Source organism: Pseudomonas sp. SJZ074, assembly GCF_007828215.1.
Lineage (GTDB): Bacteria > Pseudomonadota > Gammaproteobacteria > Pseudomonadales > Pseudomonadaceae > Aquipseudomonas.
In genome coordinates this window covers 297,188-315,578 of the sequence record NZ_VIUE01000003.1, presented here as the reverse complement: position 1 = coordinate 315,578, position 18,391 = coordinate 297,188, and the positions used below count along the sequence as shown (strand labels likewise).

Here is an 18,391-nt window from a genome sequence, read left to right as displayed (position 1 = left end):
TGTGCTGTTTATCTATTCAACGTCAACTAGCCGGTTATTAAAGCCAGCGTGTTTGTTGTTTATGCTGGTTAGCGTCTTATGTGTAAGAAGTTTCTTTCGCCATGTAAGAAAAACAGATTCAGAGATCCTTCCTTCTATCTAGAGAGATTTACCCTACATAGCAAGTTTTAAGTTTTCGATAAGGTTCGGCGCTTGAGAGGTACGGTGCTGAGCACTCCTGCTTGCCTTTCAAGACGACGGTGATACGTCTTTCCCAATCTCGAATGACTAGTCTGGAACTTATATGAAAAACAACTTCAACAAGAGCACGATACTAAAGGGATGTGCTTCTTCCTTAGTTCTCCTATCAAGCTTGATGGTGTCCCAGGGAACGCTTGCCCATGGCTTCCTTGAGGTTCCGCCTTCGCGTGCTCTGTTGTGCCAGAAAGGTGAAAACCAGAACTGCGGTGGTGCGCAATTCGAGCCCCAGAGCACGGGTGAAACCTTCAAGGGATTCCCCAACGGAGCGGGCGGTGCTCCCCTGCAAGGGCCCATCGACGGAAAAATTGCCAGCGGTGGTCACCCGCTGTTTTCCGCCCTCGATGCGCAGTCGGCCACGCGTTGGCACCTGACCGAGATCCGCGATCGCAACATCGCTTTCCAGTGGCAATATACCGCCGTACACCCGGCGACCCGGCATGAATACTTCATTACCCGCGATGGCTGGAACCCGAACGAAGCGCTCAAGCGTGCTTCGTTCGACAGTACGCCGTTCTGTACCGTGGATGGCGGCAACCAGACCCCGAAGCCGGGTGACAGGCACAACTGCGTCATACCCGACAGCAAGACGGGACATCATGTAATCCTGGCGGTCTGGACGGTGGGGGACACTGACAATGCATTCTACGACCCGGCGGATGTGAACATCCTCGCCGAAGCCGCGCTGCCGGGCGGTTGGTCGCCGGTGGGCAGCATTGCGTCGTCGACCCCATTGCTGGTGGGTGACAAGGTCAAGGCGCGGGCGTTCTCCGCCACTGGCGAAAATCCCCCCTACAGCGTGACTATCGGCATTGACTCCGCCGAGGAAGGCCGGCCTGAGAACTGGTCGTTCAAACTGGCCGAAGCGATCAACACGGCCCATCCGCTGATTCGTGCGGGTATTCGCGACGATGAGGGCAATATCACCCCGGTTCGAGGTACCAACAATCTGTATGCCCAGAAAGAAAGCGGCGTAAGCCGGTATGAAGTGCAACTGGATATGCAGGAAGACGCTGGCGCCAGCATGACGATTGCTTCCCTGCAACCGGAATATGTACTCGACAAGGGCCGCGTCAACATGACGTTCGCTGCGCAGACAAACCGCAGGATGAACCTGGAAGCCACGTTGCTCGATGAGAAGAACAAGCCGGTCGGGGTTGTGAGCCAATCCGCAGGTGAAGGCAACACCGGGCTGAGCATGGACGTGCGCAGTGCCCCGGGTGTCCACACCCTGACGCTGGTGGGTACCACCGAGGACGGGCGGACCACGCGCCAGGAGACTCGCAGTGTCACCCTGACCGGCGAGGGCGCAGACGTCGAATACGATTTCGTATTCCCTGAAAACCTCGGTGAATACACCGCCGGTACCAAGGTGCTGCAGCCCAAGACCAACGAGGTCTTCGAGTGCAAGCCGTTCCCCGCGTCCGGTTACTGCAAGCAGTACAGCCCGACGGCGAACGGTTTCGAGCCCGGGGTCGGTGCTTCCTGGCAGAGCGCCTGGGACAAGCTGTAAGTCCTGACAGGACGACGCCAGGCAATCCGTAGGGGTTGCCTGGCGTCTTCAAGCGAGAGCGCGGTGATGCATTCAAGTTATTTTTTCGCACGGCACGCACTGTGGCTCGTGCCGCTGTTGCATGGCGTATTCCTGGCCGGGCAGGAGTGGCGTTTTCGCCAGGCATTGGATCATGAAGTACCGGTGGTCGCCGAGTCGCCGGCCGTTCCGGTTGACCGCTCGCCCAACGTCCAAGCCGTGGCGACCGTGCTCGGCCTCACGCCTGCAGGCGTCCATGCACCCAGCACCGAGACGATGACCTTGCAAGCCAGTTTTGTCGTCGCCCAGGGCTTGTCGCGGGCGTTGCTGGCTGACGCTGCGGGCGCGCGCATCTACCGGGTGGGCGAGCGCCTGCCCAGTGGCAGCGTGCTGCGCCGGGTGGAGGCCGATCATGTGACGTTGTGGCGCAACGGGCGTGAAGAACGCCTGGCCCTGAAACAAGAGGCAAAGCCTTGGCTGCGCCGGGTGGGTCTCGAAGATGAGCGCCCTGCAACAGCCTATTCCTCGCAATACATACGCCCGGTGGCCGGGCATTCAGAGTGATCGAATTGATGAACAGCGTTATCCGCAGCCGTGTTTCCCACGTGTTGCTCTGTCTTGTCGTGTCCTGTCCGTGGGTGTTTGCCGACGTGGCGCGGGCCGAGGAGGCGCGTTGGCAATTGGCGATGAACAATGCCGAATTGCGCGACGTGGTCGAAGAAATATCCGCAATCCTGGGCAAGACCGTAGTGCTCGATCCGAGGGTGTCAGGGCGCATCTCCGTCATGTCTCGTGAAGCCTTGGATCGCGAAGGCGTGCGGCGGTTGTTTTATTCGGTACTCGATGCCCACAACTTCACCGTGATCGATGAAGGCGAGCGGATCCTGATCACTCCGGTTGCCGATGGCAGGACCCGGGCCGGTGCCGACGATACGAAGGACCCGGCACCCTCGCAGTTCGTCACTCGGGTCATCGACTTGCAGTCGACCGTTGCGGCCGACGTTGCCGGACTGATCCGCCCGCTGGTATCGGGCGCGGGCTACATCGGGCCTTCGGTTTCCTCCAACGCGCTGGTGGTAACCGACACGGCCGCCAATGTGCAGCGCATCACCCGGGTCGCGCAGCAGCTGGACTCGGGACGCAACCGCAATCATGAGGTGGTGCAGTTGCGTCATGCCAGGGCGGGGGATGTCGCGTCGATCCTGGAAGCTTCCGGCAGTAAGCGCGAGGGCGATACCGCCGGCTCGGTGATTGCCGACGCGCGCGGCAATCGCCTGGTGATCATCGGCGCACCGCGGGTGCGTCAGCGCCTGTCCGAGCTGGCCCGGACCCTGGACGTTCCGGCCTCTGTAGCCGAGGACACTGCGCGGGTCATCCGCCTGCGCCACAGCGATGCCAAGCAATTGGCCGAGGTGCTGGAAGGCGTCGGGCAAGACAAGAAGGCCGCACCGACCCAGGCCGGTCTCCGGGAAAGCACTGCCGCCAACCCGTTCATGATCAAGGCCGACGAAAGCCAGAATGCCCTGGTGTTGATCGCCGAACCGGCCCAGGTCCGCACCATCGAAAATATCGTCCGGGAGTTGGACCAACCCCGGGCCCAGGTGCTCATCCATGCCGCCATCGTTGAAATTTCCGGAGACATAGCCGAAGCGCTGGGGGTGCAGTGGGGGATCAAGAGTGGCAGCGCGGAGGGGGTCATCAATTTTTCGGGAACCAACACTCCGATCATCGGCGAGCTGAACCCCAAGGACGTCGATGGCGTACTCCTGCGGTTGGGCGGCGATCGCTTCAGTGCGCTGATATCGGCCCTGGCGAGCAATACCCGCAGCAACCTGCTGTCTACGCCCAGCCTGCTGACTCTGGATAACCAGGAGGCGGAGATCATGGTCGGCAAGAACGTGCCGTTCAAGACCGGCTCTTACTCCACCAGCGGTAGCGGTGCGGACAATCCCTTTACCACGGTGGAGCGCAAGGACGTCGGCATCAGCCTCAAGATCAAGCCCTACATCAACCAGGGTTCCTCCTTGCGTCTCGAGGTCCAGCAGGAAGTCTCGGACATCGCCCCGTCTGTTGCTGGCGTGGATTCCTCGGACTTGATCACCAACAAGCGTGCCCTGAAGAGCACGATCCTGGCGGACGACGGCGAGATCATCGTGATCGGCGGTCTGATCCGCGACGATGTCCGCTCCCAGGAAAGCGGCGTTCCGCTGTTGCGCAGCATTCCGTACCTGGGTGCGCTGTTTCGCTGGACCCGCGACACCCAGACCAAAAGCAACCTGATGGTGTTTCTGCGGCCGACCATCGTGCGCGGCAAGGAAGACCTCGCGGATGTCAGTCGCCAGCGCTACGACGCGCTTCGGGAATTGAGCAAGCCGGGCGCGCGGCAGAATAATTCGCTGTTGCTGCCCCGCGACGCTCGCCAGCTGTTCGAGTCCTCCATGGAGCCGTCGTCGACAGATCCGCTGCTGCAGAATCGGGGGAATCTGTGAGCGAGTCCCTGGCCCCGCTGCCCTTTGGTTTTGCCCGGCGCCACGGCGTGCTGCTGGACGGCGAAGGGGCGACCGCGAGTCTGGTGATGCGTTGCGATACGCCGCTGACTGCGCTGGCTGAGGTTCGCCGGCGATGTGGTCGGGAACTGCCGATCCAGGTGCTGGAACCTGCGCAATTCGCCACGCGCCTGGCCTGTGTCTATCGCCAGGGCCAGAGCGCTGCCGAACAGGTGGCTCAAGGGCTGGACGAGGAACTGGACTTGCTCAGCCTGGCTGATCAGCTGCCACAGACCGCCGATTTGCTGGAGCAGCAGGGCGATGCACCGATCATCCGCTTGATCAACGCACTGCTCAGCGAAGCGGTCCGCGAACAGGCGTCGGACGTGCATCTGGAAACCTACGAGCAATACCTGTCGGTCCGCATGCGGGTCGACGGCCAACTGCGGGAAATGCTGCGTCCGCGCCGTGAGCTGGCCAGCCTGCTGGTCTCGCGGATCAAGGTCATGGCGCACTTGGATATCGCTGAAAAACGCCTGCCTCAGGACGGTCGGATGGCGTTGCGGCTGGCCGGGCATGAGGTCGATGTACGGGTCTCGACGCTGCCGTCGGCCCATGGCGAGCGAGTGGTGTTGCGCCTGCTCGACAAGCAGGCCGGGCGCCTGGATCTGCCACGCCTGGGCCTGCCGGACGATACCCTGGCGAGCCTGCGTCGGTTGCTCGCCAAACCCCACGGTATCGTGTTGGTGACCGGCCCCACGGGCTCGGGGAAAACCACCAGCCTGTACGCGGCGCTCAGCAGCCTCAACCACCAGAGCCGCAACATCCTCACCGTCGAAGACCCGATCGAATACCACTTGCCGGGCATCGGCCAGATGCCGGTCAATCAGAAGGTCGACATGACCTTCGCCCGTGGCCTGCGAGCCATTTTGCGCCAGGACCCGGATGTGGTGATGGTGGGCGAGATCCGTGACCGCGAGACGGCCGAAATCGCGGTCCAGGCTTCCCTGACCGGTCACCTGGTGTTGTCGACCCTGCATACCAACAGCGCCGTCGGCGCGATCACGCGGCTGGTGGACATGGGCGTGGACGCCTACCTGCTGGCCTCGTCCCTGGCCGGTATTGTCGCTCAACGGTTGTTGCGAGCCCTGTGTCCATCCTGCAAGACGCCCTATGTCGCCGATGCCGCCACCTGTCGGCGCCTCGGGCTCGAGGCCGAGGCTGGACCTCGGCTGTTCAGGGCCCGGGGGTGCGATGAATGCCAGGCAGGTTACCGGGGGCGTTTCGGCATTTATGAGCTGGTCAGTGTCAGCGGCCCGTTGTCGCAACTGATTCACCAGGGGGCTGCCGAACCGGCGCTGGCGGCCGAGGCGCGCAAGACCTCCCGCAGCCTGTTCCAGGACGGGCGCCAGCGGGTCCTGGAAGGCCTGACCAGTGTCGATGAACTGCTACGCATCACTCAGGAGGATTAGCGCGATGCCGACTTTCGACTATCGGGCCGAGGATGCCCAAGGGCGGCGCTGCAAGGGGCGGGTGGAGGCCGATAGTGCCCGTCATGCCCGTCAGTTATTGCGCGAACGCGGGTTGCTGCCTTGGGAGCTGCGCGAGGGCGAGGCGCAAGCCACCCTGGGCGCGGGCTTCGTCGGAGGGCGTCTGAGCTCGGCCGACCTGGCGTTGTTGACGTTGCAGCTCTCCACGCTGATCCAGGCCGGGCTACCCCTCGAAGAGTCCCTGCGGGCCGTGGCGCAACAGAGCCAGAAGCGTCGCGTCGTCCACCTGTTGTCGGCGGTGCGCACGCGGGTAATGGAAGGCCACGCATTGGCCACGGCACTGAAAGCGTTTCCCCAGGCATTTCCTGAACTGTTCTGCGCCACCGTCGCGGCGGGCGAACAGTCCGGTCATCTGGGTCAGGTGCTGGAGCAGCTGGCGACTTATACCCAGGCGCGCCAGGCGTCTCGCCAGCGCATTCAGTTGGCGCTGGTGTATCCGCTGATTCTGCTGCTGGCCTGCGTTGCGATTGTCGCTTTCCTGCTGGGCTATGTGGTGCCGGACGTGGTGAAGATTTTCATCGACAGTGGCCAGCGATTGCCCTGGCTCACCCAGACGCTGATCGCGGTGAGCGATGGGTTGCGCCGCTATGGGGCGCTGATGTTCATGGCCCTGGTCGGAGGGCTCGGGTTGTGGCGCTGGAGCCTGCGCCAACCGCTGTGGCGCCTGCGCTGGCATCGTCTGCTGCTCAGGTTGCCGTTGTTGGGCGACGGGTTACGGGCGATGGAAGCCGCCCGATTCGCCAGCACCCTGGCGATTCTGAGCCAAAGCGCCGTGCCCCTGGTCGAGGCCTTGCACATCGCCGCACAGGTCATCGGCAACCTGACTATCCGCGCCCGCATGGCCGATGTCGCCCGTTCGGTGCGTGAGGGCGGAACCCTGACCCGAGGCCTGGAACTCGGCGGTGATATTCCGCCGCTGATGCTGCACATGATCGCCAGCGGTGAACGGGTCGGCGAACTGGATCGCATGCTGGCCCGTGCCGCCGAACAACAGGAGGCCAGCCTCGCGGCGCGGATCGCGCTGGTGGTGAGCCTTTTCGAACCGGCCATGTTGGTGGTGATGGGCGGCGTTGTGCTGCTGATCGTCATGGCCATTCTCCTGCCTATCTTGAGCCTCAACCAATTGGTGAACTGATCGATGAAACTTCAAAACAACCGGTCCGCACGGCTACAACGCGGCTTTACGCTGATCGAAATCATGGTGGTGGTGGTCATCATCGGCGTGCTGGGCGCCATGGTGGTGCCACAATTCATGAGCCGACCCGATCAAGCCAAGGTCACGGCCGCCCGCACCGATATCCAGGCGATTTCCACCGCGCTGGAAATGTACCGGCTCGACAACTTCCATTATCCCTCGACCCGGCAGGGTCTGGAGGCACTGAGTAAACGTCCGTCCGGCACGCCGGCGGCAAGAAACTGGAACCCCCAGGGCTATCTGAAAAGCCTGCCGATCGATCCCTGGGGCACGCCCTATCAGTATCTCAACCCTGGTCTCAAGGCCGCCGATGGCAGCTACGACCTGTACTCGCTGGGGGCCGATGGCGAACCGGGCGGTGACGGCGCGGCGGCCGACATCGGCAACTGGAGCGAATGAGCATGCACCGTCGCTGTCGGGGTTTCACCCTGCTGGAGTTGATGGTGGTCATCGTCCTGATCGGCGTGTTGGCGGGCATGGTCAGCCTCGCCATCGGGCCGAGCCCGGCGCGTGAGGCCCGGCAGCAAGCCCAGGACTTCATTGGTGTGGTGCAGCAGTTGCGCGAGCGGGCGGTATTGGATGGGTTGGAATACGGTGTGCGGGTACAGCCTCGTGGCTATCAGGCATTGCGACTCGATGCCCGGAGCTGGACCGCGGTGGCGCCCATGCACCGGTTACCTGAAGGCATGACATTCGGGTTGGAGCAGGACGGCCACGCCTGGGGCCTCGACGAGACATCAGGCGCACCGCAATTGCTGATGCTCAGCAGCGATGAGATCAGCCCGTTCAGGTTGCTGGTTAAAGTCGCCGGTCAGCGGATTGCGCGGGTGTCGAGCGATGGACTGGCGGAGCCGTCGATCGATGAGTGAGATTCGCGGACCGGCCGCTTGCAAGGGATTTACCTTGCTGGAGGTCATGATCGCCCTGACGATTTTTGCCACGGTGGCAGCTGCAGCGCTGTCGGCCAGCCAATTCGTGCTCAGACAAAGTGTCGCGCTCGAGGACCGTCTGTTCGGTGCCTGGCTGGCCGACAACCAGTTGAGCGAGCTGCGCCTGCAAGCCGCCACTGCACCGGGCCGACAGCAGCTGACCCGGTCTCTGGATCGTCGCGACTGGACGCTGCAACAGCGCATTGTCCCGGTCCGCGACCCGCGTCTGCTTCAAGTCGAGATCCAGGTCAGTTGCGCCGGCGGCTCGTCCGCCGTACATCAAATGACCGGGTGGATCCGCAATCGTCATGAATAGACAGTCGGGGTTCACCTTGTTTGAACTGGTCATCGCCATCGCTCTCTTTGCGCTGCTCGGCCTCGCCGGTTGGCGTCTGTTCGACACCGTCGTGCGTACTCAGCAAGGGGCTGGTCAGCATGAGCGGGACATCAGGGCGTTGCAGCGCGCCGTGGGCGTGATCGAGCGCGATGTATGGCAGGCCGTGGCCGGGTCCGTCGTGCTCGCGCCGGGGCAACTGCAATTGCAGCGTAGCCATTGGCGCAATCCGCTGGACCAGCCCCGCAGCGAACGGCAGATGGTGAGCTATCGACTCGAAGACGCAGCGTTGTGGCGCGACAGCTTTGGCGAGGGAGCGGCCACCGTGCAGCGGCAGAAACTGCTCGATGATGTACGCAGTTTGAGCTGGCGCCTGTTTGACCCGCAACGGGGTTGGCACGGCGAAACCGCGGGCGACGACTGGCCGCTGGCATTGGAACTGAATGTATCGGCAGGGCGCTTCGAACAGATCCGTCGGGTGCTGCTGTTGCCGGGAGTGTTGCCATGACGCATCAACGTGGGGTGGCATTGATCAGTATGCTGCTGGTGTTGAGTCTGGCGTTGCTGCTGGTCGGTGGAATGCTGCGCAGCCATCGCCTGTTGTTGAGCAGCAGCGCGCAGCAGTTGCAGCAGGTCCAGTTGCGCCAATTGGGCCTGGCCGCTGAGGCCTGGGCGCACGCAGTGCTGGAAGACAGCGTGAACACCCAGGCCGGGCACATTGGCCTGAGCCAGGACTGGGCCCGGCTGGCGCCTGTCCTGACGCTGGACGACGCCGGGATCGAGGTCGATATCGAAGACCTGTCCGGGCGCCTGAACCTCAGTCCATTGTTGGCCCGCGGGCAAGTCGATCAAGTGACCTTGGGACGCTGGGCCCGGTTGCTCAGCCTGCTGGATTTACCGGAGCTGTTGTTGCCCCAGGTCGGCGCCGTTCAGGAGTTGAGTCAGTTGCGTCTGTTGCCGGGTATCGACGGTCAGACCCTGCAACGCCTGGAACCTTGGGTGGCGGTGTTGCCCATGGACGCGCAGCTGAATATCAATACCGCACCGCAGCGTGTCCTGATGACCCTGGACGGCATGGATGCCGGCGCTGCAAACGCCGTGATTGCGCGGCGTGCCGACACTCCCTACACGAGTGTCCAGGCCTTCACCAGTGACCCGTTGTTGTCCGGCCTGGGCCTGAGCAGCCATGGCCTGGGTGTGAGCAGCCGCTGGTTCCGGATCACCGTGAGCGTGACTCACGCGGACCGTCACCTGCGCCTGGCCTCGGACATCGAACGCGATCCCGTGACGGGGCAGTGGAATATTCGTCAGCGCCGTTTCTTACCCATCAACTCCAGTGAGCTTCCTTGATGAAAACCTGGCTTTACCTGACCGCCGAAGGCATGGGCATCCCAAGTGCGAATTGGCGTTGTTGTGTGTGGTCGCCCTCGGGTGAACGCCGTTGCCTGCCTTTGCACGAAGCCGCTCGCGAGTTGAGCGGGCGGCTCGTCGATGTCCTGTTGCCGATGGAAATGTGCAGCTGGATGCGCAGCGATCCCTGGCCCTCTCGACGCCAGCCCCGATCTCAGGCCCTGGCATTCGCCATCGAAGAGCAGTTGAGCGAGAACCTGGAGGTGCTGCACATCGGCATCGGTCTACGGGACCGTCAGCAGCGCTATCCGCTGCTGGTGATCCAGCGGGCCCGGTTCCAGGCGCTGCTGGCGTTGCTCGACGAACATGGCATCGATGCACGAGCGATACATGTCGATGCCGAGCTGATCGCCGAGGACAAGGCTTTCGGGGTGCGCTGGTTCGGCCGCTGGCTGTTGGGCGGGGCGTTGCCGGCGCGGATGGCGCTGTCGGCCCAAGCCTTGGCAACACTCAAGCCGAGCCTGTCCGCAGACATCCACTGGCTGGACGAGGCCACCGACCGCCCTGGCATCGACGAGTGGCTACTGAGCAACGAGGGGCATCCCATCGATCTGCTGCAGGGCGAGTTCCGGCGGCGTCAGCGTCTACCCTGGCGCGGTGCGGCGGCGGCCGCGCTGGGCATGTTCCTGCTTGCCTGGGCGTTCACTGAAGTTCGCATCGGTTTTCTGCAAAACGAAACCCGCCGTCTGCATGTGCAAGCCGAACAGCAATTCAAGTCGCTGTATCCCGGACAGGATCCTGTCGTTGACCTGGCAGCTCAGTTCCAGGCATTGCAGCAGCGCCGTGTTGAGAATCCGCTCACCCAGGTCGCTCGGCTGGTCCGCCTGACGGAACAGGTGGTTGGCGCCAGCCATGTCGAGGTACAGCACATTGAGTTTCGCGAGCAAGAAGGCTGGAAAATCCAGCTGACCGCCAACAGCTTCATCGAACTTGAGCAACTGCGTGAGCGCGGGCAGCAAAACGGTCTGCCGCTCACCTTGGGCAGCGCCAGCAAGCACAACAACCGGGTACAGGCGACGCTTACCCTGGAGGACAGTTGATGAGCCTCAATGGATGGACACACCTGAAGCAGGCCTGGGAAAGCATGTCCTGCCGCGAGCAACGGTTGTTGCTGGGCCTCGCCGGGCTGGTCCTGGTGGTCGTGGGTTATACCTCGGTCTGGCAACCCACCCGTCAACGCCTGGAGATCGCTGAGCGACAGTACCGCCAACAGGTGCAACTGACTGCACGAATCCAGCGCGCCGAGCCCGACCGGGATGCCGGCGCCGCGCTGCGTCCGTTGTCGGTACGAGTCAACGACAGTGCGACCGCGGCGGGCTTGGAAATAGCCGAAATGGAGATCGAGGGCGATGCGTTGCGGCTGACCGTCACGGGCGATGCCAATCCATTGCTCCATTGGTTGGATCGTCACGAGCGGGACGGCGCGGTCGTGCGATCGCTGGCCTTGGAAACCCGTGATGGCGTGCTGGAAGCGCGGGTGATGTTGCGTCAATGATTGGCTGGACAGGTGTCCATCATATCCCTTCACCACAGGGGTCAGACTTGGGTGTTACCTGGCAACACCGGCAACTTCGCCAGTTTTAGCGCCACCGACAACGCCACCAGCAGCAACGCGCCGATGAACAGGCCGACACCGTTCCATCCACCCAGGTGCCAGGCCACGCCGCCAGCGGTGCCGGCCACGCTCGAGCCAGCGTAATAGCTGAACAGATAAAGCGACGATGCCTGCCCCTTGGCGGTCAGGGCGCGACGGCCGATCCAGCTGCTGGCGACCGAGTGGGCGCCGAAGAACCCGAACGTGAAGACCAGCATGCCCGGGATCACCAGCACCAGGGGTGTGGCCATGGTCAGGGCGAGCCCGGCGAGCATCAGTGCGATGGTGGCCCAGAGCATCTTGCGTCGGCCAAGCTTGTCAGCCAGTGCGCCGACTTTGGCCGAGCTGTAGATGCCCGACAGGTACACCACCGACAGCAGTCCAACGAAGGCCTGATCCAGATGATAAGGCTCGGCCAGCAGGCGATAGCCGATGTAATTGAACAGCGTCACGAAGGCGCCCATCAGCACGAAGGCTTCGAGGAACAGCAATGGTAAGCCAGCATCGCGAAAGTGCCGGGTGAAGCCGTCCAGCAAGCTGCGTGGGTGCAGCGAGCGCGGGCGGAAGTTGCGCGACTCGGGCAGGATCCTCCAGAACACCGCCGCGGCAATCAGGGCGAGGCCGCCAATCACCAGCATCGCGGTGTGCCAGCTGACGAAATCGATCAGCACGCCGGTGATCAGGCGTCCGCACATGCCACCGATGGCATTGCCGGCGATGTACAGACCCATCGCCAGGCCGATGTGCTTGGGATGGATCTCTTCACTCAGGTAGGTCATCGCGACGGCGGCCAATCCACTCAAAGACAGCCCCACCAAGGCCCGGAGCAGTAGTACGCCATGCCAAGTCGGCATCATGGCGCTGGCCACCGTGCACAATGCGGCGGCGAACAGTGCGGTGACCATCACCGACTTGCGGCCGATGCGATCGGATATCGGTCCGGTGATCAACAGGCCGACGGCGAGTAGGCCAGTGGCCACCGACAGGATCAGGCTGCTTTGCGCCGCATTGACGGAAAACTCCCTGGACAGCAACGGCATCATCGGTTGCACGCAATACAACAGGGCAAAGGTCGCAAAACCACCGCAGAACAACGCCAGGACCGTACGCGTGAACATCGGCGTGCCTTTCTCGATGTAGATGTCCTTCAATTCGGTAACGACGTCGCCCTGCACGCGGGGTGGTATTTCATGGGCCAGTGGCGCGACAGCAGTTTTCACGATGGACCTCGCAGGAGCACGATCAGGGCAGGCAGTGAAAAAAGCATATAGCCGGCTAATGTTTCTATCCAATATATTGTTCGACCTGTTTAAGACGTTCTTCGACCTATTGGGTAGCCTATGGAATTGCGTCACCTGCGTTACTTCATCGCCGTGGCTGAGGAGCTGCATTTCGGCCGCGCGGCGCTGGCGTTGGGGATTTCCCAGCCGCCTCTGAGCCAGCAGATCCAGGCGCTGGAACAGGAGATCGGCGCACGTCTGTTTGAACGTACCAATCGTCGGGTCGAGTTGAGCCAAGCCGGGCGGCTGTTCCTCGAAGAGGCCCGGCGGGTACTGGCCCAGGTTGACAAGGCCGCCGACGTGGCTCGTCGTGCCCAACAGGGGGAGCTGGGTGAGCTGAAGATCGGTTTCACCTCTTCGGCGCCGTTCAACTCCACCATTCCCCAGGCGATCTTTGCGTTCCGTCAGCGGTTCCCGGCCGTGCACTTGAACCTGCGGGAAATGAGCAGTACCCAGGTGGCCGATGCGTTGCTGGACGAAACAATCGAGATCGGCATCATGCGGCCCCTGCCGCTGCCCGATGCCTTGGCCGAAATCGAACTCAGCCGCGAACCGCTGGTGGCGGTGCTCAGTTCCAAGCACGCTCTGGCGCAGGGCAGTGGCGAGGGACTGTTTCTCTCGGCACTGGCCCAGGAGCCATTCGTGTTCTTCCCCCGCAGCTACGGCAGCGGTCTCTATGCGCAACTACTGAGCCTGGCCCGCGATGCCGGTTTCAGTCCCCACTTTGCCCAGGAAGCCGGCGAAGCCATGACCATCATCGGTCTGGTGGCGGCGGGGCTGGGCGTCTCGGTACTGCCGGCGTCCTATCAGCGGATACGGGTCGATGGCGTGGTCTACCGGCCATTGCTCGATCCGGCGGCGGTGTCGGCGGTGTGGCTGGTGCAGCGTAAGGACCAGCGTTCGCCGATGGCGAAGGCGTTTGTGGAGTTATTGGCTAAAAATACGGGTATTTCCGGTTCTGGAAGGACGGCTTGAAAAAGGGTGCCTTTCGGCTAATGCCGATCAGTTAAGCCATAAACCTGTGGGAGCAAGCTTTACTCCCACAGGGTTTGTGCCGTTTGATCTTTAACTGACTGGCATTATTCGCCTTTCGGCGCCCTTTTTCTTAGCCTTCCCAAACCGTTGCTGGGCCATTGGCGTGGTAATCGTAGAACCCTCGGAGTATCCAGCTATCGCCCTCGCGTTCAAACGCGGCGCGCCATGCGCCTTTGCCTCCTCCTGGAGTCAGTTGGGCCATGGTGTACCAGTAATATCGGTTGATCTTCTTGGTGGTGACCCTTCCCGCGCGGATATCTTCCGTGATGACTCCGATTCTGGTTTTAGCCGCCTCCGAGAAGCTGGCGTATGACATCTGGGCTTCGGCCAATGGGCTGTTGGTGACGGTGAACTTGTCCGGTGCCGGCGATGGGGTGGGTAGAGTCGGGGGAGTAACGGTGGGCAGGGTACCTTCCACTTTGTGGGTTCGAGCCTGGGTCACGATCTCGATATCGAACGGTTCGTAGTTGGCGAGTGTACGGCTGAAGTTCGTGATGTCTTCGCCGGTGAGCAACATGACGTTGCGTTGGGTCCGGCCTTTGTTGGCGATGATGTAGGGCACTCGATTGTTTCTGATCTCCGTCAGCAGCCCGGGCTTGTGCCGGCGCTGTTTTTCCTCCCGAAGAGCAGCGATCAACTCGTCATAGCATTCGTCCGAGGCCAGGTATTTTTTCCGGGCGGCCTTTGCTTCTGGCTCATTACCCGGGAATAGCGCCTGTGCCTTGGCAGCCAGCTTGGCCTCCACGGCATTGAGCATTTCCCGGGTGTCTTGCGCGATCTTGTCCATGGCCACCTTCTTCCTGCTGCCTTTGGAGGTGAAAGCCATGAATACGGCGCCAGTGATGTTATCCGTGATGATCGTTGTATTGACCCGAATCCGGTCTTCGGTAAAGAACATGCTCCTGTGTGAGAGTATCGTGTCGTAGATTTTTATTTTCTGAATGTCGTTCAGGGTAACGTTGAATACGTTTGCTTCGATATCCTTACTGCTAAGGGCCACGATGCTCCACGTGTTCATCTTGTCCAATAATTCCTGCTGGAAGGCTTTGCGCCTGGACAGGTTGCCTCGCCCCTGAGTCCAATCGAGTATTTGGGTGTGGTAGCGGTTTATGTCGAGTGCACCTATATCCGCCATGCTCTCGCGAAGAAGGCGTTCGGCCAGTGCTTCAGGCATGGACTGGAAAATGTCCCTGGCGGTATTGACTGCTTCGAGGGAGGGGTAGCGATTCATGACCAGCACGCCCTCCACCAACGCATTGCAGGTTCGTTGTTGCGGGGTTTCCGGAGACCGGCCGAGCAGGCTCTGGATCGCACCGCCTCCGCGTAACCGATACCGCTCTTCAACGCGCCAGCCGTCATTTTCCCAAGTGACTGTCCGCTGGTCCGTGCGATTGTTCGGTGAGTAAATGATTTGCTCGCCTGCCTGGACCGCCGTTTTGTAGTAACCCTTGCCCAGCTTCAGGTAGCCCTGTCCGCTTGCGTCGCGGTAGCGGTGGCGTCCCTCGGCTATCAATTCATGTCCGTCAAACCCTTTGAGACGATAGGGCTCCAGCTCTGGATCCGGCATGCGGGGAAGGGAAGACAGGGCCGGGCGTGCTTGCCTGCGGCGACGTCCCGCGCGGGCCATGATCAGATCCTGTCCGGCCTCGGCCATGACCTCTCCCAGCCCGCTGAGGAAATCAGACGTCCACTGGCGAAGGCTGCCATTTTCATCATTTATCGCCGACACCGCGGCACCGCCCGCCATTGTCGGCAGGATCGCGCGACCCAACAGACCGCCCAAACGCCCTACCGGGAACATCGACATGGCGCCGGTCAACAGCATGACCCCGTTTCGGCGTCCCTCCTGCGCGGCAGCGCTGTCGCGCTCGGCATTGCTCACCGTCAGCATTTCCGTGGTTTTAATTGCGTGGGTTATCTGGGTTTCATGCAGCACCTGGAGCAGGTTCGCTTCAACCGCGGGTGAAGCGATCTTCCTGGCGAAATCGTTCTGAGCCCGGTCCTTCACCCAGGCGAAGACGGACTGCGCGACTTTCTTGATCTTCTGCTCGAATGTCAGGTCTTCCGACAGCGGTACCAGGCTCGCGAACTGCTCGGCCTGTTCCAGTAATGGCAACTGCGAGATGAGCCAGCGGGTCATCTCCGGGGTGGCGGTAAGCGTCTGCACCAGGGTGGCTTCCAAGGTCCGGCTGCTGGTCGCATCCACGTCACGGAACGTTTTGCCGTCCGGCGCGCCCGGCGTGTACAGCGTCAGCGAGGGGCGGCTCGCCAGGGCCTTGACTCCAAACGCCAGTATTTCTTTCAGTACGCTATCGCCCCAGTGCAGTTGATGGACCACCACTTCGTGCCCGCCGACCTTGCCGCGGCCTGTCGCCGTGGGGCTGTCCAACGCCGCCAGCACCAGTTTCAGCCCGGTATTGTCACGGTCGTGCCGCAGGTCGCCGGAGATGTGGGCCGCCCACACCTGGGCTCGCATCTGTTGTGCTTTCAGGGTCATCCATTGCGCCTGCGTTTGCCGGGCGACAGCCTGCAGCTCGGTCGGCAGCCGGGCGCCGACATTGGCCCTTTCGATGATCTCTACAATCTGCGCAAAACTCATCGGCCCTTCTACGGTGGGCCGAGAGGCATTGCGTTCATCCAGCGTCAGGTTGGACATCGCCCACTCTGTCAGGGAGCGACGGTCATCGATGACCCCCCTCACGCTGCCTTGGGATATCCCGGAGCCAAACGGCGAACCGCCGGTGGGGGCATGCGGATCGATCACCTGTTTTCTGATACTCAATGACACGTCTTCAGGGTCGACCGGTAGGTATTTCTCGCGGATGACGCCGGCCAACAAGGTGCGGGTCCGGGCATGCAGCGCATCCGGGGTCGCCAGCGCCACGGGGTCTTGCGCGGGAACCGTTTCCGCCATGGTCGTCTGCAATGCCCGGGTCGCCTCCCACCACGCCAGACGGTCGCTGCCGGTGACGTGGCGGTTGGCGTGCAACCAATCATCGAGTTTTTTCAGGCCCAGCCGCAGTTCGCGTTCATCCAGGGCGGCCGCCAGATCCAGCCGATTCGCCAATTTCGCCGTCGCATCCAGCCTGCTCACCCAGGCGTCGATTTCCTCCGTTTCTGCAGGACCATAGAGAAAGACGCCACCTACGGCGTTCTTTTGCGCGGTCCGTAGTTCGCTGACCAAGCGCATGAGAAAGTGCTCGGTGATCGGTGCCGTTTCGATCTCGTCTCCCGGGTCGCCGTCTTCTTGCAGGCTGGCCTTGAGCGCAGCAAGGTCCTCGTGGATGTACAGCGGTTCGCCCGGACGGTACAGCACTGCGCCTCCCGAATGGCTGGCATCGTCATGCTGGGTCAGCGCCACGCACATCGGTACCGGCACGCTGACGGCCCACCCCTGGGGAATCACGCTCAAGCCATGGACGCCGGGTCGCTGGTAATGCGCCATCCGCGCGCGAGACGCCGCGTCTGGCGCCGACAAGACGCGCTCCACCAAGGCCTTATGCATCGACGGGCTCAACGTGCCGTCCAGCTTGTGGAGGTCTGCCTGGGCCTTGAGTTGTACGGCCAATTCTTCGGTCAGCCAGATGCTGACGCTGCGTCCCTGGCTGAAATCGGCAGGCCCGGTCCAGAAGTCATCCAGCGCCAGGGCCAACAGTTGTTTGCACGCGGCTGGCGTGATGCTTAACAGCTGCTTGAGTTCGTGCTTCGCATCGCTGCTATTCAGGGCAGCTGGCATGTCCGTGGCGTCATTCTGATGAATGACGAGGTTAATGTTGCCAGGCTCGTCGAAGAACTCGCGCACGTTCAACTTACCCGCAATCGCTCGCCAGAAAAGCGTGTCCAGGCGGGTCGTGGTCCTGCCCTTTTCCTTTCGCCTGCACACGAATATTTCCTTGGCAATGACGTTGTCAGGCAGGGCGGGGAAGGTTCTGTTGAACCAGTCATCAAGATGCTCCTCCAGCACCCTGGAGGCACGTGGGAAGGCACCGTTCAGGCGGATCATCTGTTGCTGCGAAGTTTCCAGCAGGTTTAACAGTGGGGTACTCGGGTTTGTCGGGCTATCAGTCCGTGAGGGGGTGTTCTCCAACATGTGCTCTTCCTGAGAGGTTTTCGGAAGAACAACCTATTGGAGATAGGAGATGACTGGGTGGTAGATAGATACCGCACGTGGCGGTGTCGGGCAGGGTAGGAGGGACAGTGGATCGTTGTGGAACCGAGCTTGCTCGCTCCCACAGTGGATTCTCAGTGGGCCAAACGCCTGAGCCGGGCACAGAACCCGTGTGGGAGCGAGCCTGCTCGCGATGGCGGCAGGCCAGGCTACATCAATGCCGGAAGGCTCACTGCACCTTCGACAGATCCCCTTTCAATGCCACCCCCGCCATGATCGCACCGGCATGGCATTCATAGGTTGTAGCGTCCTTGCGCTCGTTGCTCTTGTAGAAGCTGACGATGTTGGTCACGGCGTTGGCGCCAGCATTCTTGGCCGCCTGGTGCAGACTGATCAGCGCCGATTGCAGCACCCATTCGCAGGCCGCTTCGTCGGACTTGTTGAAGGCATTGGTTTTCTTGTTGGTCACCGCCCCGGGACTGATCACGGTGACGTTGCCGGCCGGCTTGTTGCCCGCCAGGTAGAACTTCACGCTGCCATCGATCTTGCCGGTGCGGATGGCTTCGGCGACGACCTTGTCGAAAGGCAGGTACAGCGCGGTATCACGGGCCTGGCTGAGGGTCGGCAGGGTGCTGAGCAACAGGGCGGCGCAAACAGCGATTTTCTTCAGCGACATCATGGTCTCCTTGACCAGAGGGAAGG

Annotated in this window: 16 protein-coding genes; 13 read left to right on the top strand and 3 right to left on the bottom strand. The window is 61.9% G+C overall.

Annotated features, from left to right (window positions below):
• The first annotated feature begins 283 nt into the window (after positions 1-283).
• The 12 genes from gbpA (at position 284) to gspM (ending at position 11,167) form a co-directional block, all read left to right on the top strand.
• Complete coding sequence (gbpA, locus tag FBX99_RS05910) at positions 284-1,750, top strand: N-acetylglucosamine-binding protein GbpA (protein WP_144927882.1); 1,467 nt, start codon at positions 284-286, stop codon at positions 1,748-1,750.
• Positions 1,751-1,816: 66 nt separating this feature from the next.
• Positions 1,817-2,332: a type II secretion system protein N gene (locus FBX99_RS05905; RefSeq protein ID WP_144927885.1), complete on the top strand. Its 516-nt coding sequence runs from the start codon at positions 1,817-1,819 to the stop codon at positions 2,330-2,332.
• An 8-nt stretch (positions 2,333-2,340) separates the two neighbouring features.
• Positions 2,341-4,257: a type II secretion system secretin GspD gene (gene gspD / locus FBX99_RS05900; protein WP_178111843.1), complete on the top strand. Its 1,917-nt coding sequence runs from the start codon at positions 2,341-2,343 to the stop codon at positions 4,255-4,257.
• On the top strand, positions 4,254-5,726 hold the full coding sequence (gspE, locus tag FBX99_RS05895) for a type II secretion system ATPase GspE (protein WP_144927891.1): 1,473 nt from the start codon (positions 4,254-4,256) through the stop codon (positions 5,724-5,726). Before gspD ends, gspE begins: the two co-directional genes overlap by 4 nt.
• Positions 5,727-5,730: 4 nt before the next feature.
• Positions 5,731-6,939, top strand: a complete 1,209-nt coding sequence (gene gspF / locus FBX99_RS05890) for a type II secretion system inner membrane protein GspF (protein ID WP_145130917.1) — start codon at positions 5,731-5,733, stop codon at positions 6,937-6,939.
• A gap of 3 nt (positions 6,940-6,942) precedes the next feature.
• Positions 6,943-7,398, top strand: a complete 456-nt coding sequence (gspG, locus tag FBX99_RS05885) for a type II secretion system major pseudopilin GspG (RefSeq protein ID WP_145130916.1) — start codon at positions 6,943-6,945, stop codon at positions 7,396-7,398.
• A gap of 2 nt (positions 7,399-7,400) precedes the next feature.
• On the top strand, positions 7,401-7,868 hold the full coding sequence (gene gspH / locus FBX99_RS05880; protein ID WP_144927900.1) for a type II secretion system minor pseudopilin GspH: 468 nt from the start codon (positions 7,401-7,403) through the stop codon (positions 7,866-7,868).
• Positions 7,861-8,244 (top strand): type II secretion system minor pseudopilin GspI, encoded by a 384-nt coding sequence (gene gspI, locus FBX99_RS05875; RefSeq protein ID WP_145130914.1) that lies wholly within the window; start codon positions 7,861-7,863, stop codon positions 8,242-8,244. The genes gspH and gspI overlap by 8 nt, the downstream gene beginning before the upstream one ends.
• Positions 8,237-8,770, top strand: a complete 534-nt coding sequence (locus tag FBX99_RS05870; RefSeq protein ID WP_144927905.1) for a type II secretion system protein GspJ — start codon at positions 8,237-8,239, stop codon at positions 8,768-8,770. Before gspI ends, FBX99_RS05870 begins: the two co-directional genes overlap by 8 nt.
• On the top strand, positions 8,767-9,612 hold the full coding sequence (locus FBX99_RS05865; protein ID WP_145130912.1) for a general secretion pathway protein GspK: 846 nt from the start codon (positions 8,767-8,769) through the stop codon (positions 9,610-9,612). Before FBX99_RS05870 ends, FBX99_RS05865 begins: the two co-directional genes overlap by 4 nt.
• Positions 9,612-10,712, top strand: a complete 1,101-nt coding sequence (gene gspL / locus FBX99_RS05860) for a type II secretion system protein GspL (protein ID WP_145130910.1) — start codon at positions 9,612-9,614, stop codon at positions 10,710-10,712. Before FBX99_RS05865 ends, gspL begins: the two co-directional genes overlap by 1 nt.
• Positions 10,712-11,167 carry a type II secretion system protein GspM gene (gene gspM, locus FBX99_RS05855; protein WP_144927914.1) on the top strand — a complete coding sequence of 152 codons (456 nt, stop codon included), beginning with the start codon at positions 10,712-10,714 and terminating at the stop codon, positions 11,165-11,167. Before gspL ends, gspM begins: the two co-directional genes overlap by 1 nt.
• Before the next feature lie 41 nt (positions 11,168-11,208).
• Here gspM and FBX99_RS05850 read toward each other — a convergent pair whose 3' ends face one another.
• The gene (locus tag FBX99_RS05850; protein WP_144927917.1) at positions 11,209-12,486 is read right to left on the bottom strand and encodes an MFS transporter; all 1,278 of its coding nucleotides are present in this window, start codon (positions 12,484-12,486) and stop codon (positions 11,209-11,211) included.
• 120 nt (positions 12,487-12,606) lie between these two features.
• Here FBX99_RS05850 and FBX99_RS05845 point away from each other — a divergent pair, with 120 nt between their 5' ends.
• Complete coding sequence (locus FBX99_RS05845; RefSeq protein ID WP_144927920.1) at positions 12,607-13,521, top strand: LysR family transcriptional regulator; 915 nt, start codon at positions 12,607-12,609, stop codon at positions 13,519-13,521.
• A 130-nt stretch (positions 13,522-13,651) separates the two neighbouring features.
• Here FBX99_RS05845 and FBX99_RS05840 read toward each other — a convergent pair whose 3' ends face one another.
• On the bottom strand, positions 13,652-17,671 hold the full coding sequence (locus tag FBX99_RS05840) for a dermonecrotic toxin domain-containing protein (RefSeq protein ID WP_145130908.1): 4,020 nt from the start codon (positions 17,669-17,671) through the stop codon (positions 13,652-13,654).
• Between the two features lie 247 nt (positions 17,672-17,918).
• A complete protein-coding gene (locus FBX99_RS05835; RefSeq protein ID WP_144927926.1) occupies positions 17,919-18,365 on the bottom strand; it encodes an excinuclease in 447 nt (148 codons plus the stop codon).
• Positions 18,366-18,391 lie beyond the last annotated feature (26 nt).

What these genes read in the sequence shown, in the direction of transcription:
- gbpA (WP_144927882.1), top strand. Translation starts at nt 284, where the DNA reads ATGAAAAACAACTTCAACAAGAGCACGATACTAAAGGGATGTGCTTCT.
- FBX99_RS05905 (WP_144927885.1), top strand. Translation starts at nt 1,817, where the DNA reads ATGCATTCAAGTTATTTTTTCGCACGGCACGCACTGTGGCTCGTGCCG.
- gspD (WP_178111843.1), top strand. Translation starts at nt 2,341, where the DNA reads ATGAACAGCGTTATCCGCAGCCGTGTTTCCCACGTGTTGCTCTGTCTT.
- gspF (WP_145130917.1), top strand. Translation starts at nt 5,731, where the DNA reads ATGCCGACTTTCGACTATCGGGCCGAGGATGCCCAAGGGCGGCGCTGC.
- gspG (WP_145130916.1), top strand. Translation starts at nt 6,943, where the DNA reads ATGAAACTTCAAAACAACCGGTCCGCACGGCTACAACGCGGCTTTACG.
- gspH (WP_144927900.1), top strand. Translation starts at nt 7,401, where the DNA reads ATGCACCGTCGCTGTCGGGGTTTCACCCTGCTGGAGTTGATGGTGGTC.
- gspI (WP_145130914.1), top strand. Translation starts at nt 7,861, where the DNA reads ATGAGTGAGATTCGCGGACCGGCCGCTTGCAAGGGATTTACCTTGCTG.
- FBX99_RS05870 (WP_144927905.1), top strand. Translation starts at nt 8,237, where the DNA reads ATGAATAGACAGTCGGGGTTCACCTTGTTTGAACTGGTCATCGCCATC.
- FBX99_RS05865 (WP_145130912.1), top strand. Translation starts at nt 8,767, where the DNA reads ATGACGCATCAACGTGGGGTGGCATTGATCAGTATGCTGCTGGTGTTG.
- gspL (WP_145130910.1), top strand. Translation starts at nt 9,612, where the DNA reads ATGAAAACCTGGCTTTACCTGACCGCCGAAGGCATGGGCATCCCAAGT.
- gspM (WP_144927914.1), top strand. Translation starts at nt 10,712, where the DNA reads ATGAGCCTCAATGGATGGACACACCTGAAGCAGGCCTGGGAAAGCATG.
- FBX99_RS05845 (WP_144927920.1), top strand. Translation starts at nt 12,607, where the DNA reads ATGGAATTGCGTCACCTGCGTTACTTCATCGCCGTGGCTGAGGAGCTG.
- FBX99_RS05840 (WP_145130908.1), bottom strand. Translation starts at nt 17,671, where the DNA reads ATGTTGGAGAACACCCCCTCACGGACTGATAGCCCGACAAACCCGAGT.
- FBX99_RS05835 (WP_144927926.1), bottom strand. Translation starts at nt 18,365, where the DNA reads ATGTCGCTGAAGAAAATCGCTGTTTGCGCCGCCCTGTTGCTCAGCACC.